Origin of the sequence: Sphaerisporangium sp. NPDC049002, from assembly GCF_040649355.1 — a bacterium.
Taxonomy (GTDB): domain Bacteria; phylum Actinomycetota; class Actinomycetes; order Streptosporangiales; family Streptosporangiaceae; genus Sphaerisporangium.
Window position 1 is genome coordinate 1 of sequence record NZ_JBEZFH010000204.1, and the last position, 14,039, is coordinate 14,039.

Sequence of the window (14,039 nt, forward strand, 5' to 3'; positions counted from 1 at the left end):
TCAAAACACACACCCCCTACGACCAAGCAACCGCCTGGTCACACCGACAGAACGATTTTGCCGCTTGACAGCCCAGCTCCAGGGATGTCTGACCCATCCTCGTGCAGGGGTCGCGGATCTCCACCTTCATTGCTCACTGGGGCCAGGCTTCCCGCCCGAAGGCCGGTCGTGTCTCAGGAGCGCTGGTTGACCGGATCGGTCTCGTCGGCGGTCAGCCCGGGGAGGCCGTCGATGCTCTCCCTGTTGTTCTTGGCACGGTAGGCGCGCTTCTGCTGGACGTCCTTGCGCTGTGCCCACTGGTCGAGGAGCGGGCGGTCCTCGTCGTACGTCATGAACGGGACGGAGTAGCCGCACGAGTCGGAGATGCGGTCGCACTCCACGACGATCACGGACCGTACGCCCGGGTGCGGGCCGAAGAGCTTGACGAGATCGTCGAAACCGTCGTCGTGCGGGGTGACGACCCGGCCCCGCCCGTACAGGCGCACGATGTTGGGAGGGCCGGCGAACGCGGCGAACATGACGGTCACGCGGCCGTTGTCGCGGATGTGGGCGATGGTCTCCACGCCGCTGCCGTCGAGGTCGAGGTAGGCGACGGTGGTGTCGTCCAGTACGGCGAACGTGTCGGCGTAGCCCTTGGGGGAGACGTTGACGTGCCCACCGTGCTCGGGAGCCGTCGCGATGAAATAGACCGGCTGCCTGGAGATGAAGTCACGCAGCCGGTCGTTCAGCTTTTCATAGACCTTGCCCATTTTCCCTCCTAGCCCCGCTATATGGGACTTTACGCGGAGGGCTCCCTCAGGCAATCGGAGGGCTCTCTGAGTGTGGGCGATCGGAGGGCTTCTGAATCCAGGCAATCGAAGGGCTCTTGGGCCCGGTCTCCGGGCCTCGGAGGGCTCTGAGGCCTGGTCACTCCCCGGGAAGCCACCACGTCCACAGGCCGGTCCGCACCTTGAACGAGTCGACCTTCGCGAGGTCGCCCGTGGACGGGTCGACGGTGCTGACCGTCGCCCGCGTGACCGTACCGTCCTCCGTGCTCCGCAGGTGCCAGAGTGCGAGCTTGCCCGACTCGTCCCAGGAGATCCGGTAGGCGCTTTCCTTCGATCTGATCCCGAGATCGATGGCCGGAGAGACCGAGTCCGTCGACAGGTCGTACTGCCTCAGCCGAGGCTTTCCGGAGGTCGGGACGATCACGACGCCCACGGTCACTCCGTCGTCCGCCAGCGCGACCGGCGAGTTGTTCGACACCACCTGCGGCACCTCGCGGCTTTCCCCCTGATTGCCGTCGGTGTCGTAGACCGCGAACTCGGTCGTGTTGTCCCCGGTGAACCGCGACACGAGGATCCGGCGTCCATCGGGGCTGAAGCCCTGCACGGTGTCGCTGCCCGGCAGCTTCGCGACGTCGCCGCTTCCCAGGTCGACGGCGAGCGTGGGCCGCTTGCCGGAATCGTCGAAGTAGTCGAGGACCACCACGTCGCCGCTGGGGGAGAGGGTGGGGTCGACGTCGGTCATGCCGAGGCCCTTGGGGATCTTCGCGGTCGTGCCCGGCAGGCTGTGCACCCGGCCGCTGGGCACGTCCTTCCAGACCAGCTTGCGATCGGACTCGCGGAAGTACACGACCCGCGTACCGTCCTCGCTGACCGCGATCGGCGCGTTGCTCTCCTTGTCGACCTTGCCCTTGGCATCCCTCGGGAAGACGGCGGCGCCGTCGAGCTTGACGACCTTCCCACTCCGAAGGGTCAGCTCCCAGGCGCCACAGGGCACGAGGTAATCCGACTTGTGACAACTCTTCAACGAGGCATAACGCACCGCTTTAGAGCTGTTTGTAGCGCTTTGGGCTGTAGTGCCTTGTGTGGCCTTTTGGGCTTTAGTGCTGCTTATTGTGTTCTGGGCTGAGGCGGCTCCCGTCTGCGCCTCGGCCGGGCTCGCTATCGTGGCCGCGGCGGCCATCGTGAGGAGGGTGAGCATGCGCGCGTGCTTCATGGCGCGATCCTTTCGTCACCTTCAATAGATTCCATGAACAAGCGAAAGGTTGCGTCACGATTGGGACTCGGCACCCGCCTCGCCCATTACGGACACGGCACACCTCGACGGTGATCCACCCGCTCGTTCGTACGACGGGCCCTCGATGGCATGGCGGATGATCCACGCACCCGATCGTGGGACCAGGGTGGGCGGAATTCGTGGGCAGTTGCCGAGCGCGAAAGGGGTGCTTGCCGGGCATCCGGCGTCTACCGTCACGGTATGGGGCACTCCTCCTTCACCATCAGACTGAACGACGTTCAGACCGAGGCCCTGATGCGACAGGCGCATCTTGAGGGGCGCAGGGTCGAGGACATCATTCGCAGCGCCGTGCAACGCCATATCGAGGCCAGGCAGGCGGCCATCACGCTCATGTCCCGCTGGTGCCTCGACCGCGGAGACCTGGAAGCCGCGGCCGCCGCGCTCGACGTCGCGCCTCTGACCGACGAGGAGTGGTCGCAGGCCAGTCGCCCGCCCATGACGCGGACCCGGGTGTCATGATCCCTGGACGCGTTCTCGACGTCAGCGCGCTGGTGGACATCGCGGTCGCCAAGACGCGCTACTCGCGCCATGTCGTGGCGATGTGCCTCTACCGGGGCGGCGGACTATGCGTGCCGTCGACCGCGCTGGCCGCCGTGTACTCCATCGCGCCCCTCGACACCCAGGCCGAGTTGTTCGACCTGATCATGGGTCCGGGAGTCACCATCGACGACCTGACGGCCGGCAAGGCGCCCGACATCGGCGAACTGCTGGACGGCGCCAACGACGTGGTCGCCGGCCACGTGGTGTGGTGCGCCCGCAACACCCACTGGCCCATCCTCACCGACCGAGGCGACCAACTGACCCTCCTCGACCCCCGAATCATGATCGACCCCATCCCCTGACCGCCTCCCAGCACCGGACCGTACGGTCCTGACCGCCTCCCAGCGCTCGGGCCTTTGCGGCCTGGGCGCTCCCGGCTCTGAGCCGGACCAACCCGAGACGAGCAGTCCTGTAGCACGGGCACCTGATCCGCGCCTTGAGCCGGTCGTCGTCGACTCCACGCAATACAGGGAGGAACGTCATTTCCGGAAAGCGGAACACGGGTGATCATCGAGGGTGCCGCCTGGACGCTTCCAGACCGCCAGACCTGCCCGGACGTTTACACGTCACGAGACCCGCCCGGACACTTCCAGGCCAACCGCCGACACCGACCGGTCCACCTCATCCTCGGGGGAGGCCCGGGGCACCGGAGAAGGCGCGTCCTCATAGTGAGGCCGCGCCTGGCCGGATGCCCCGGATGCGCCCCTCCCGCAAGTCCAGACCACCTAGGACGGTATGCCTGGATGCGCCCCCCAAGCACCGGGACCGAACGCCAAAGGTCGGAGCCGTGCTACCGGTAGTTCGTGAACTGCAGGGCGATGTCGAGATCCTTGCCCTTCAGCAGGGTGATGACATCCTGAAGCTCGTCCTTCTTCTTGGAGCTGACCCGGAGCTCTTCTCCCTGGATCTGCGCCTTCACGCCCTTGGGGCCTTCGTCCCGGATGATCTTGGAGATCTTCTTGGCGTGCTCCTGGTCGATGCCCTCCTTGAGCTCGACGACCAGGTGGTACTCCTTGCCGGACAACTTGGGCTCGCCGGCGTCGAGCACCTTCAGGGACAGCCCCCGCTTGATGATCTTTTCCTTGAACACGTCAAGGACGGCACTCGCGCGTTCCTCGCTGTTGGCCTTGATCTCGATATTGTTCTGACCCGACCAAGCGATGCCCGCGCCCGTGCCCTTGAAGTCGAAGCGGTGCCCGACCTCCTTGACCGTCTGGTTCAGCGCGTTGTCGACCTCCTGCCGGTCGATCTTGCTCACCACGTCGAAACTGCTGTCGGCCATCGGTATACGTGTCCTCTCTCGTCCCTCCGACCCTAGCGACCCGAGGGGGGTCCCGTGTGGATCAGGGCGCGGTCAAACCGGTGTCACAGGCACCCCCGAAGTCCGCTATTCTTCTTGCTGTCGCCGCGAGAGCGGAAGACACGGCAGGTTGCCCGAGTGGCCAAAGGGAGCGGTCTGTAAAACCGTCGGCTCAGCCTACGCAAGTTCGAACCTTGCACCTGCCACCGGGTGTCATCCCAGCTCAGAGCCCCGCAAGGGGCTCTTTTGCTTTCCGGGGACATGCAGCCAGCCGCAGCCAAAAGCGGCCGGATGTCACTGCTCCCGGAATATGCGCGGAATGGATCATGGCCCGTTTGCCCAGGTGACGCGCCATGATCCGGAGCCATCACGGAACGCTCCTCATCCTGGCAACGAAGAAGGGCCCTGGAGATCATCCAGGACCCTTCTTCGTGCCTCATTGGGCGTGTCTCAGGCGGCAAGCGCGTCCTCGATTCGCTGGTTCACGATCTTCTCCTGCCCGTCGACGCACTTGGCGTAGACACGGAGGAGGACATCCACTCCGTGGCCGGCCCGTACCGCCACCTCGGGAGCCGGTACGCCGCCGTTGAGCCACAGGGAGACAGCCGCGTGCCGTAGGTCGTATGGCCGTCGTGCGAGCGGTGAGGCGACCTGGGCCGGAGTCAGCGCCAGCGTTCGCGCCTCTTGCCAAACCTCGGTATAGGCAGTCGAGGCGACCACCCCGCCCCGCTCACTCTGGAAGAGTCGCCCGTCCGCGGCGACCCCGAACTCTTCGATATGGTGCCGGAGGATCTTCACAAGTTCCGGAGGAATCGGCACCGGTCGCACGTCGTCTTCGCCGCGATGCTTCAGGCCTCGTTGCTCGTGAGCGTCACCGCTGTCGGTCCATTGGATGTTGACCTCCGGCCGCGAGACATCGAGCGTCAGCCGTCCCCAACCGGTACGCGGCAGGTGGCAATCATCCCTGCGAAGGCTCACCGCCTCACCGGGGCGCAGAGCCGCGAAGTACATGCACGCGAACATGGCCATCAGCCGCTGACCACGGCTGCGCCTGCCGTTGCCACGCTTGCCGACGTAGGTCACCGCGGTCAGCAGTTCCCGAGCCTGCCGAGGGTTCACGACCACCCGAGGGTCTACCGTCTCGGTCGTCTTGGGCGGCGACCACTTGACGCGATGGAGCGGGTTGGACGGCAGCTCTTCCAGCTCCACCGCGTACTCAAGAACGTGATGGAGGACCGCACGCTTCCGCTTGACCGTGTTGGCGCCGGCCTTCTTGCCGTCGAGACGCAGCGCGAGCGCGTCGAGAGCAGAGCGCACGATCTTCGTCTCGTTGAGGTCTGCCACGCTGAGCGACGCCGCTTCAAGCCAACGGATGGCCCGTGCCATGTCCGGGGGAGGTGCGGGCCGCTTGCCCTCGGGAAGAAGCGCGTACTTTCGAAGCGCCGTCCGTAGGGTCTCAGCGCCGGGACGACCGGGCGTGTCCCTCGTGAGCGTAGGAAGGGCCGTTGAGAGGGCGTCAGACATGCTGTCGCGGCTCTTGGCCGCCGCGTGCGGCCATTTCATGTCGACGTACGCCCTGACGAACTCGAAGACCGTACGGGCTTCCTTGGCCTTGACCATCGACACCGGAAGACCCGTCTCGATGTCGAACGCCTCACCGTTCTTGGCGGCCTGCCGAAGGTCAGATAGCCAGTTGTTCGCCTGAGCGGACTTCTCGTACGTCCTGGACTTCTCACGCCCCGCCACGGTCCACCGCACGGTATAGGAGATCGTCTTCGTGCTCTTAGCCGACTTGTTCGGACGGATCTCCCAGAACTTCACCTTGTAGGAGGTGTTCACGCCGCCTCCCGCAGGGTCTCAAGCCAGGCTTCGAACTCGCTCCGCCACAGCCGAAGTTCCTTGTTGGGCAGCCGCAGGCCACGGGGAGCCTTGCCGATCTCCCGCCACCGGTAGAAGGTGCGCTCCGAGACACCGCCAAGTTCGTCGAGGATCTCCGGGACAGTCATCAACTTGTCTCGCCCTCTCATGCTGCCCTCCCTATGGCCTCGTCTGCCGAAAGATCTTGGGCGGGTTGTCCGTCTGCTCGTGCTTGGGCCTGTTGGAGTGCGGTGCGCCATCGTTGGCGGTTGCCGATCTCTTTGAGGAGTCGTTCGGCCAGGGGTGGCACGTCGAGATCTGACGGGGTGGCGACGCGCCACAGGTAGCGGTGCGGGTCGACCGGTTCGGCCTGATCGCCGGTTGCCGAAAGGCCGAGCTGTTCCAGCACCCAGGCCCGGCGGTCCTGCTTGTGCTCGGACAGTGTCTTGCCGGACCACTTGCGCGAGACCAGGACCCGCCGTCCGGCGTAGCCGAGGTGTTCGGGCCTGTGAGCCTTGCCTCGGCAGCCACCAGGGCGCATCCCCGGTTTGGCCCCCTTGGGCTGCACGCCGTACCGCAGCCAGTTCGGGCATGTGGGCGCACAGGGTTCGTAGCGGAGCACATTCATCAGCCGTTCCACGTGCGCCCGGACGGCATCGCTCTTGATCTCGTGGCAGTCGGACAAGGACTTGGTGAGGTACTTGGACAGGTAGTACAGGCCCTGGTCCGCGCCGGGCGATCCGGCGAGCACGCCCTTGACGTCGACCTGTTGGCCCAGGCGCACCACGTGCAAGGGTTCGGCGTCCTCGTCGGCGTCGAGCAGGTCGAGCGCCTGTTCCCAGGTGGGCAGCAGCTCACCGGTTTCGGGGTCGAGGTAGTCGCCGGCTTGCCCGTCCTCACGATCGGCGGCGTGCTCGTCGGCGACCCAGACCGGCAGATGTTCGCCCTCGAAACGAACCTCATGACACGACGGCCACCACACTTGGTGATAGGTCGCCGCGGCTACGGCTTTGACCTCGGTGCGTGGCATGGTGCCGCGTACGGCCATGTGCAGGTGCGGAGCGAGGCGTCGTTGGGGTTCGACGGTGGCGAAGTACTGCACGTCATAGCCCGCCACGCGGCGGAGGTTCTGCACGAACCGGTCGACCAGTTTGGGGAAGTGGATCGCATCCCGAGCGGCCCGCACGTAGTCGTACGACGAGGGGTCGACCGGGGTGCCGTCATGGCGGACTTTGCCGTAGCTGTCGCAGGTCAGGGTGATGAACAGCGACGGCCGATACACGGCGCCGTCCGACGCGGTGAACGTACGCCCGACCGTGCGATTCTCCCGCTGCCGCTTGGGCAGGTCGGGGGCGTCCTGCCGGCGGCGGGTCGAGCGAGACCGCTTGGGCTTGCCCGACCCAGGCAACACGCTTCCCCGAACGCCGGAGGTGGTGAGCTCGTCTTCCAGGGTCGTGATGACCTCGTCCCACACGGCCAGGTCATCGCCGGTGTCTTCGGCCAGCTCGCGGAGCACGTGAGCGTCAGCGCGTTCCTCGATGAGCCAGAGCTGACGTTCGGTTGGTTCGGCGGGTTGGTTGACCGGTTCGGCCTCCAGGTGCCAGCCCTCCCGGCATTGGGCCTTGCGGAGCTGCACGGCCCTCCGCGCGCACGGCTCGCACTTGGCCTCCAGGGTTGCGCCGCACGGGATGTTGACGATCTCGGTCTTGCCCGTCTCGGTATCGGTCCGTCGCAGTGGGATTGGCCGGATGCAGACGCCGTGCTGTTTGGCCACCTCCTCGATGACGTCCAGGGCCACCGGCATGGACTGGCGGACAGCGCGGGGGATGTTGCGGTCGTTGGGGTTGGTCACGCGGCCTCACCGCCGTCGGCCTCGGGGAGGGTGAGCGCGATCTGGCCGCATTCACGGCACTCGACCAGGCCGCGTACCGGGTCGAGCCACAGCATGTTCAGGCAGCCGCACACCGAGCAGCGCAGCCCGTCGAGGAAGTGAGCAAGCGTCATCGCGCCTCACCGGCCCCGGCGAACTCGGAGGCCATGGCGCGGATGTCGGAGTCGGAGACGAACGCCGCCCGGACCCGTACCGGTTCGGGTGAGGATTCCAGCCGGACGTACCCGACGCCTGCCCCACGTGTGGGGTAGGAGGAGATCTGATCGGCCAGCGCGCCACGGTCGCGTGCCCCGTCACCGAGCACGAGATCCACCTGTGTGGGTTCGTCGAGCCGTAGGGCGATCTTGTCGGGGAACAGGTTGCGGATGCTGAGGATCTCTTTGCGCGGGTCTTGAAGCGCGGCCAGGACGCCGACGCCGACCGCCCGACCCTGCGTGGTGAGCGTGGCCAGCGCGGCGCTGATGCGCTCTTTGAGCTTGCGGTCGGTCTGGTAGGCGGTCAGGAACGCCACCTCGTCAACGACCACCAGGACGAACGGGTCTTCCACGGTGGGGACGTGGTTGCGCTGGACTCCGGCGAACCGGCCCGCACGTTCCTGCATGACCTTGACGGCCGCTTCGAGCAGATCGGCGCAGTCGGCGGGATCGGCGGCGTACCGGGCCCCGAACAGCTCTCGCCCGTAGGACAGCTCCATCAGCTTGGGGTCCAGCGCCCAGACCTCGACCAGCCCGGCGCGCATCGCGGGAAGCAGGCCGCGGATGGCCGACCACAGCCACGAACCTTTGCCCGCACCCGTGGCGCCGGCCACCAGGACGTGAGTCCCGTGCAGCTTCAGCAGATAGGGCGAACCGTCCTCCCGTAGGCCGATGGGCACCGCTGACACCTGCACGTCTCCAGTGATCGGTAGCGCCGGGATCGGGGAGGAGAGGACGTCACATCGCGGAAAGATGAGCGTGACCCGACCAGGTTTGCAGAGCTTGACTCTGCACTCAGGGCCGGTGAACCCGTGCGCGAGATTGTCTGCTTTGCTCTGCCAGTCGGCCGCCGCCTGCCCTGACAGCATCTTCACCGTCACCACATCACCGGTAGCGGTGCAGGTGACCTTGAGCAGCCGAGGCAGGTACTCACGCCCGCCCACATGCTTGGCGAGCCCGGAGACGACCATGACCGGTTGCCAGTGCCGGCGGTAGTTCCACGTCCATCGCCACCACGCCCGCAGCCGCAGCCCCACCCACGGCGAGAACGAGCGGGGATCGGTCAGCCGCCATCCGCACAGCGGCGAGACGACAGCGACGACGGCCACCAGTGCGACGCGCCAGCCGTACAGCAGGCATAAGACGGCCGGTGCGGCGACCACCAGGCAGGCGACCGGGTGCCGCCACACAGTACGGACCAGGCCTGCCACGGCCCGGAACACCATGGAGAAGATCGTGAAGATGGCCGGAGTGTTGACCACGACGGGCCGGAACACGACCGAGTTGGGGACGGTCGAGACGATGTCGCGGGTGTGGTCGCCAGGGAGTTTGCGCAGCATAAGCTGAACACCTCTTCGCGTGAATTGAGCCTCATGGGGAGAGAGATCGGGGGCCGCCCGAAGTTGGCGCTTCTGGCGGCCCCGCCCGAAGGTCAGGCAGCCTTGTCCGGCGTCGCCCCCTTGGCGTGCTCGTCGCGCAGCCGCTCGCAGTCGGCCAGGAATGCTGCCGCAGCCGTCAGCAGCTCCCGGGCGAAACACACGTGTACGTCGGTCACGCGGGTGTTGGCGGTCAGGCCGATGCTCATCTGCGTACCGGCGTACTCGACGGACACGAACGCGTGCGGGTCCTCCTTGGAGGGGTGATAGAACACCCGCGCGTGCTCGTCAGGGGTGATGTACAAGCTCACCCGAGGAGAGGTGTCCGGCTTCATGGTGATCGTGGTGTAGCCGTACCCGCTCATAACGCAGTCGCCTTTCTCTTGGACTCGCGGTTGATCTGGTTGCGGTGCAGCCGTTCGACCTCCTCGGCGAAGGTCCGCGCCTGCTCGGCCAGCTCACGGGCGAACAGCACCGAGGTGTGGTCCACGCGGTTGGCGTGCAAGGTGACCTTGATGACCGAGTTTCCGGCCGAGACCTCGAAGATGGGCGTCCGGTGCGGGTACACGAAGCAGGCCGAGCGGCCACGCCCGTTCACGTGCAGGGTCGTCACCTGCCAGGACCCGTTGACGCGCCCGTCCATCAGGCGGCGTCCTTACCACTCACGACAGGCTTGGCGGCCGAAGCACCTGCCCGGGGAGCGCGCATCGCACTTGCCCGGAACGAGTACGCCTGCCTCTCACTGTTGACCCACGGCGTCACGGTCATGCCGTCGAACTCGACCGGGATGAACGGCAACCCCTGGAGCGGCGCGGGTGGCACCGGCTGAACCGGGGAGCTGACCTTGACCTTGACCGTCTTGTCCCTCGCGTCCGGGTCGCAGTCGATCACGGTGACCTGCCAGACGAACTCTCCGGTGGTCTTGTCCCGCGCGTACACCGGCTTACCGGCCGTCGAGGCCCCGAAGTCCTTGACCTGCTCGACCTCCCCCACCATGTAGCAGCCCTGCGGGAAGACGTCATCGAACTTGATCGGGATGGCACCTCGGATACCCATGCTCACTCTCCTGTCGACCCCCCTAGACAGCCGGGACTATGTGTCACGAGGAACTGTCTAGGGGGACTATACGAAGAGAATAGGCAGCCTTCGAGCGTTCTGTCTAGGGGGGTGGACGAGGTTGTTGGCGACCCGTCTCAGCGCGTGTCGTTCACGACAACGTGAGCGGCTGTCGCGTCATCGAACGTCTTGCCACGAGGCCACCGGATGCCGTCGAGGTCCGAGCGTTCTGCGTCTCGCACGCGGCGGATGAGTTCGGCCGGCCCGTCTTGGCCGAGGAGGTCGACGGCTCGCCTCCAGGTGGTGAGGTAGAAGCGGTCGACAAGGCGGGAGGCGCCGTCACTGAGCAGGACAGCCGTGGTTACCTGGGCGACTGAAACGGAGCCGGTGAGGGCGTGTTCGGCCGCGAGGGGATCAACGGAGGCGACCCAGAATCCGCCGTCCCGGTTGCGGTGATCGCGCATCGCCTCGACGTAGTCTCGGAGAGCTTCAGTGTGCTCTGCGGTGCCCCCTGGTAGCGCGTCCATGCGTGCCCGGTAGCGTGCGCCGATCTGGCCTTCCCGGTCGTCACAGATGGCCGTCGGCTCTGCCGCGCCGGCTACGTCTAAGACCAGGACGGAATCAGCGAGCACCAGCCAATCAAGGGTCTCGGCGGTTCGGCGAAGCATGACCACGGTGGAGGAGGGCGAGCCGGGGTGCGACAGGTCACAGGTGGAGTCGTGCAGGCCGGTCACGGCCTTGATGCCTTCTGCCAGGATCTCAACCAGCGTGCCGCAGGTCTGTGTGACCCCGGCTATCAAGGTGGAGCCGAGAGTGCGGGAGTACCAGGCGACACCATGGCGGCAACCACACTCCACCCCTGCCGGAGTTCCGGCACCATCCAGCAACACCACCGCGTTCGGTGTGGCCGCGACGAAGTCCTCATTCGGGCGATCGGGGTAGGCGGGTTCGGTGGCGAAGGTGACGCGCACTGTTCTATTCCTCGTCGTGACGGTACAGAGGGCTGATCAGTTCCGCTTTGACCGGTTCCCCGTTTGAAGGGTCGTACTCGACACCCACCACCGTGGAGAACTGCCGATCACCGACCTGTCCCCACAGTGTTGCCAGTTCGTCGGTGAGCAGGTGAATGACCCCTAGTGATCCACTGGGATGAATCCCCGCGATGATCAGAAACGTGCCGTTGCCGTCCGGGCGAGGCAACCGGCCGAGATAGGCCGAGTCGGTCGCGCGAGGTGGGTCGGTTTGAGTACCCGAGCGGTAGACGGTCCCGGTCCGGACGTCACGCAGGAGCCAGCCCTTCTCATCGCGCTCCCACCGGATCACGGGGTCCTTGTCGTAGCACTCTCGTACGGCCGCAGACATGCGAGGACCGCAGATGACCAACAGGCCCGGACGGTTGAGATCGATGTCGCCGTCTACCGAGACATTGTCAGAGCCGACGGTTAACCCGAAGCCGCGGGCAAGGTTCTCCAGCCGACTTCCCGCCCGCATGTCATCAAGGGCGACGACAGATCGGCCGGTCTGGGGATCAAGCCGTAGCGGGGTGACCACGGTGACCGCGCCAGTACCTAGGAACGCTCCTTCCGGAGCCGGACCGGTGTGCCGGATCTGATGGATACGACCACGGGACAGCCCGGCCTTCTCGGCGATCGCCGCATAGGACATGCCCTGCGCGTGCAGATCTTGAATGATCCGCCGCCGTAGCCGGGCCAGTTCGGTGACCTCCTGCTGGGCAAGGTTGAGCTGTTCAGTGGCCGCGCGCAGCAACAAATAAGGGTCCTCGATCGCGGCGATGCGATCCAGATTGTCACGCGGCGGCATATCCACTCCTCTATCCAAGGCCACCCAGTCTAGGCCCCTGGACAAAAGGGTGTATATCCCCCTCGACAGAACGGGTTTGAGCTGCTCGCCGGTCCGATGACTCACAGCGCGGATAGCCGAACGCCTGTTGGGGACTCCCCGCGGACTCATCCGACGCCCCGCTCACCTGGCCATGCCCGACAAGAGGGACGTCCATAGATCCCAGGCGTGCCGGACGCGCATCCGGTGTGTCTCGGTGATCTCAGGCCGTTTGTTGCGTTGCACGGTACGGCGCACGAACGCCATCCCGCCCGCCTCGCACAGCTCGAAGAACACCGCCCGGCAATCACAGGTCCAGGCCACGACACGGACGCGTGTCGCATCGACAGGCGGGAGCCAGGTCAGCCGCTCGCAGCCGGACTGGGGGAGCGGGAGATGAGGGCTGAGGCAGTCGGTCATGCACTCGATGCCCCCGACCCCGCCCGGGGAGTCGCAGGCGTGGTGGCGACAGGCTCTACCAGGAGCATCGCCCACACGGTGCGACCGTTGCCATCGCCCCGGACGCCGTAGGAGTCAGCCAGTGCGCCGACCAACAGCAAGCCACGCCCGCTCTCCTGCTGCTCATCCGGCGAAAGCATCCGGGGCGAGCGTGACCCGCCCTCGTCGGTGACACCCAGCCACACGCGGTCGTGCTGCGCATGGATCATGACGTGAAACCTGCCGCCGAACCTGTTGGTGGCAGAGTGCCGGATTGCGTTGGTAGCCAGCTCGCTCACGATCAGTTCGGCCGCCTCCACCACCGGCCAGCCGATGAGGAACGTCGTCACAAACCGGCGAGCTTCCGTCACTGATAGGGGAGAGCCGAGGAAGGACCGAGACATGCGCCAAGCCGCCATGGATACGCTCCGTCGTCTAGGGGGCTATACGACCCACGTCAGAAGCGTATGACTCGCGCTCGCCAAGTCTCAAGGAATTCGACGCATAAATGCGTCAGTTCTCAAGCTGGTCTGCCAACTGCCGAAAATCCGTCCCGATTTCACCCAACAACGCCCGCAGCCCATCCCCGTACACGGCCACGCCGGCGAAGGCATCGAACAGCTCCCGATGCGCTGCCGTGCCCTCTTGATCGGTGACCACTACGTCACCCGTGATCGCCTCAGCCACGCTCACCGCGCCGTCAAAGATCGTGAAGCCATGCAACGGGAACGCCGGCGCCTCCACCTCCCACGGCACCACACCGAGCCGTACATGGTCGAGCGTGGACACCTGGACCAGCCGATCAAGCTGCGCCACCATCAACGACGGCGACCCCGGCCACGTCCGGACCGCCCCTTCGGTCAGCACGAAGGCGAACCGCCGGCCCTCCTCGAATAGAACGGCCTGTGCTTGTACCCGGATCGCCGCAGCCTTGGCCGCGTCGTCCTCATCAACCGCCCGCCCGATCGTCAACGCCAACCGCGCATACTCCGCCGTCTGCAACAGCGCCGGGATCATTGCCGAAGAGAAACAGACGATCTCAGCGGCCGACCGAACCCGCGCCGCATCAGCCGACTCACGGCCGGCAAGCCCACCGCGGAGCCGCGACACCTCATCACGAAGGCGAGCGATCAGCGCGTCCAACTCCCCACGCTCACCGGCCCCGAGCCCGAGCGCAGCCGACACCCGCTCGACAGTCTCCGGCGTCGGCAGGAGACCGCCAGTCTCGATCCGCGAAATCGTCGGCTGCCCGACCCCCGCGCGCCGAGCCAACTCCTTACCCGTCAGCCCCGCGTCCTTACGCAGCCGACGAAGCAACTCGCCAAGCTCCCGCAGCCGTCCCCGCCGTTCCTCCACACCGAGCGTTCTACCACCACGCACGCAACCAGCGCTGACGCTGAGCACGGATCTTGCCGAATTGTGCTTATAGGTATCAAGGCGACGGCGCTCCGCGCCGCCGCACGGCCCGCCGCCCGCTCCGCCCGGCC

18 protein-coding genes and 1 tRNA gene are annotated in these 14,039 nt (G+C 66.2%); 3 read left to right on the forward strand and 16 right to left on the reverse strand.

From position 1 onward, the window contains the following. Window positions 1-173: 173 nt before the first annotated feature. Window positions 174-749, reverse strand: coding sequence for a pyridoxamine 5'-phosphate oxidase family protein (locus tag AB0B89_RS29460; RefSeq protein ID WP_358559324.1), 576 nt, complete (start codon window positions 747-749; stop codon window positions 174-176). A 157-nt stretch (window positions 750-906) separates the two neighbouring features. Further along, a complete protein-coding gene (locus AB0B89_RS29465; protein WP_358559326.1) occupies window positions 907-1,761 on the reverse strand; it encodes a hypothetical protein in 855 nt (284 codons plus the stop codon). A 480-nt stretch (window positions 1,762-2,241) separates the two neighbouring features. Here AB0B89_RS29465 and AB0B89_RS29470 point away from each other — a divergent pair, with 480 nt between their 5' ends. Both AB0B89_RS29470 and AB0B89_RS29475 read left to right on the forward strand, forming a co-directional pair. After that, window positions 2,242-2,520, forward strand: a complete 279-nt coding sequence (locus AB0B89_RS29470; RefSeq protein ID WP_358559328.1) for a hypothetical protein — start codon at window positions 2,242-2,244, stop codon at window positions 2,518-2,520. Further along, window positions 2,517-2,903: a hypothetical protein gene (locus tag AB0B89_RS29475; protein ID WP_344934913.1), complete on the forward strand. Its 387-nt coding sequence runs from the start codon at window positions 2,517-2,519 to the stop codon at window positions 2,901-2,903. The genes AB0B89_RS29470 and AB0B89_RS29475 overlap by 4 nt, the downstream gene beginning before the upstream one ends. A gap of 488 nt (window positions 2,904-3,391) precedes the next feature. Here the strand turns inward: AB0B89_RS29475 and AB0B89_RS29480 are convergent, their stop codons facing one another. After that, entirely contained in the window at window positions 3,392-3,883 is a 492-nt protein-coding gene (locus AB0B89_RS29480) for a YajQ family cyclic di-GMP-binding protein (RefSeq protein ID WP_358559330.1), read from the reverse strand. Between the two features lie 142 nt (window positions 3,884-4,025). Between AB0B89_RS29480 and AB0B89_RS29485 the strand changes: the two genes are divergently transcribed. After that, window positions 4,026-4,107 (forward strand) — tRNA-Tyr (locus tag AB0B89_RS29485). A 244-nt stretch (window positions 4,108-4,351) separates the two neighbouring features. Here AB0B89_RS29485 and AB0B89_RS29490 read toward each other — a convergent pair. From AB0B89_RS29490 to AB0B89_RS29550, 13 genes are all read right to left on the reverse strand, one after another. Further along, complete coding sequence (locus tag AB0B89_RS29490) at window positions 4,352-5,740, reverse strand: site-specific integrase (RefSeq protein ID WP_358559332.1); 1,389 nt, start codon at window positions 5,738-5,740, stop codon at window positions 4,352-4,354. Beyond that, window positions 5,737-5,928 (reverse strand): helix-turn-helix domain-containing protein, encoded by a 192-nt coding sequence (locus tag AB0B89_RS29495; protein WP_358559334.1) that lies wholly within the window; start codon window positions 5,926-5,928, stop codon window positions 5,737-5,739. Before AB0B89_RS29495 ends, AB0B89_RS29490 begins: the two co-directional genes overlap by 4 nt. Next, the gene (locus AB0B89_RS29500; RefSeq protein WP_358559336.1) at window positions 5,925-7,610 is read right to left on the reverse strand and encodes a replication initiator; all 1,686 of its coding nucleotides are present in this window, start codon (window positions 7,608-7,610) and stop codon (window positions 5,925-5,927) included. Before AB0B89_RS29500 ends, AB0B89_RS29495 begins: the two co-directional genes overlap by 4 nt. Continuing rightward, window positions 7,607-7,762, reverse strand: a complete 156-nt coding sequence (locus AB0B89_RS29505) for a hypothetical protein (RefSeq protein WP_358559338.1) — start codon at window positions 7,760-7,762, stop codon at window positions 7,607-7,609. The genes AB0B89_RS29500 and AB0B89_RS29505 overlap by 4 nt, the downstream gene beginning before the upstream one ends. Then, complete coding sequence (locus AB0B89_RS29510) at window positions 7,759-9,183, reverse strand: FtsK/SpoIIIE domain-containing protein (RefSeq protein ID WP_358559340.1); 1,425 nt, start codon at window positions 9,181-9,183, stop codon at window positions 7,759-7,761. Before AB0B89_RS29510 ends, AB0B89_RS29505 begins: the two co-directional genes overlap by 4 nt. A gap of 92 nt (window positions 9,184-9,275) precedes the next feature. Next, complete coding sequence (locus AB0B89_RS29515) at window positions 9,276-9,584, reverse strand: hypothetical protein (RefSeq protein WP_358559342.1); 309 nt, start codon at window positions 9,582-9,584, stop codon at window positions 9,276-9,278. Beyond that, window positions 9,581-9,862 (reverse strand): hypothetical protein, encoded by a 282-nt coding sequence (locus AB0B89_RS29520; RefSeq protein WP_358559344.1) that lies wholly within the window; start codon window positions 9,860-9,862, stop codon window positions 9,581-9,583. The genes AB0B89_RS29515 and AB0B89_RS29520 overlap by 4 nt, the downstream gene beginning before the upstream one ends. After that, window positions 9,862-10,275: a plasmid replication, integration and excision activator gene (locus tag AB0B89_RS29525; RefSeq protein ID WP_358559346.1), complete on the reverse strand. Its 414-nt coding sequence runs from the start codon at window positions 10,273-10,275 to the stop codon at window positions 9,862-9,864. The genes AB0B89_RS29520 and AB0B89_RS29525 overlap by 1 nt, the downstream gene beginning before the upstream one ends. A gap of 137 nt (window positions 10,276-10,412) precedes the next feature. Further along, window positions 10,413-11,246: an integrase gene (locus tag AB0B89_RS29530; protein WP_358559348.1), complete on the reverse strand. Its 834-nt coding sequence runs from the start codon at window positions 11,244-11,246 to the stop codon at window positions 10,413-10,415. 4 nt (window positions 11,247-11,250) lie between these two features. Next, window positions 11,251-12,096: a sigma-70 family RNA polymerase sigma factor gene (locus tag AB0B89_RS29535; protein WP_358559350.1), complete on the reverse strand. Its 846-nt coding sequence runs from the start codon at window positions 12,094-12,096 to the stop codon at window positions 11,251-11,253. 162 nt (window positions 12,097-12,258) lie between these two features. Continuing rightward, window positions 12,259-12,534 carry a hypothetical protein gene (locus AB0B89_RS29540; protein ID WP_358559352.1) on the reverse strand — a complete coding sequence of 92 codons (276 nt, stop codon included), beginning with the start codon at window positions 12,532-12,534 and terminating at the stop codon, window positions 12,259-12,261. Continuing rightward, entirely contained in the window at window positions 12,531-12,971 is a 441-nt protein-coding gene (locus AB0B89_RS29545) for an ATP-binding protein (protein ID WP_358559354.1), read from the reverse strand. Before AB0B89_RS29545 ends, AB0B89_RS29540 begins: the two co-directional genes overlap by 4 nt. A gap of 94 nt (window positions 12,972-13,065) precedes the next feature. Continuing rightward, window positions 13,066-14,039 (reverse strand): helix-turn-helix transcriptional regulator (locus AB0B89_RS29550; protein WP_358559356.1); only part of this gene is annotated, 974 nt, incomplete at its 5' end.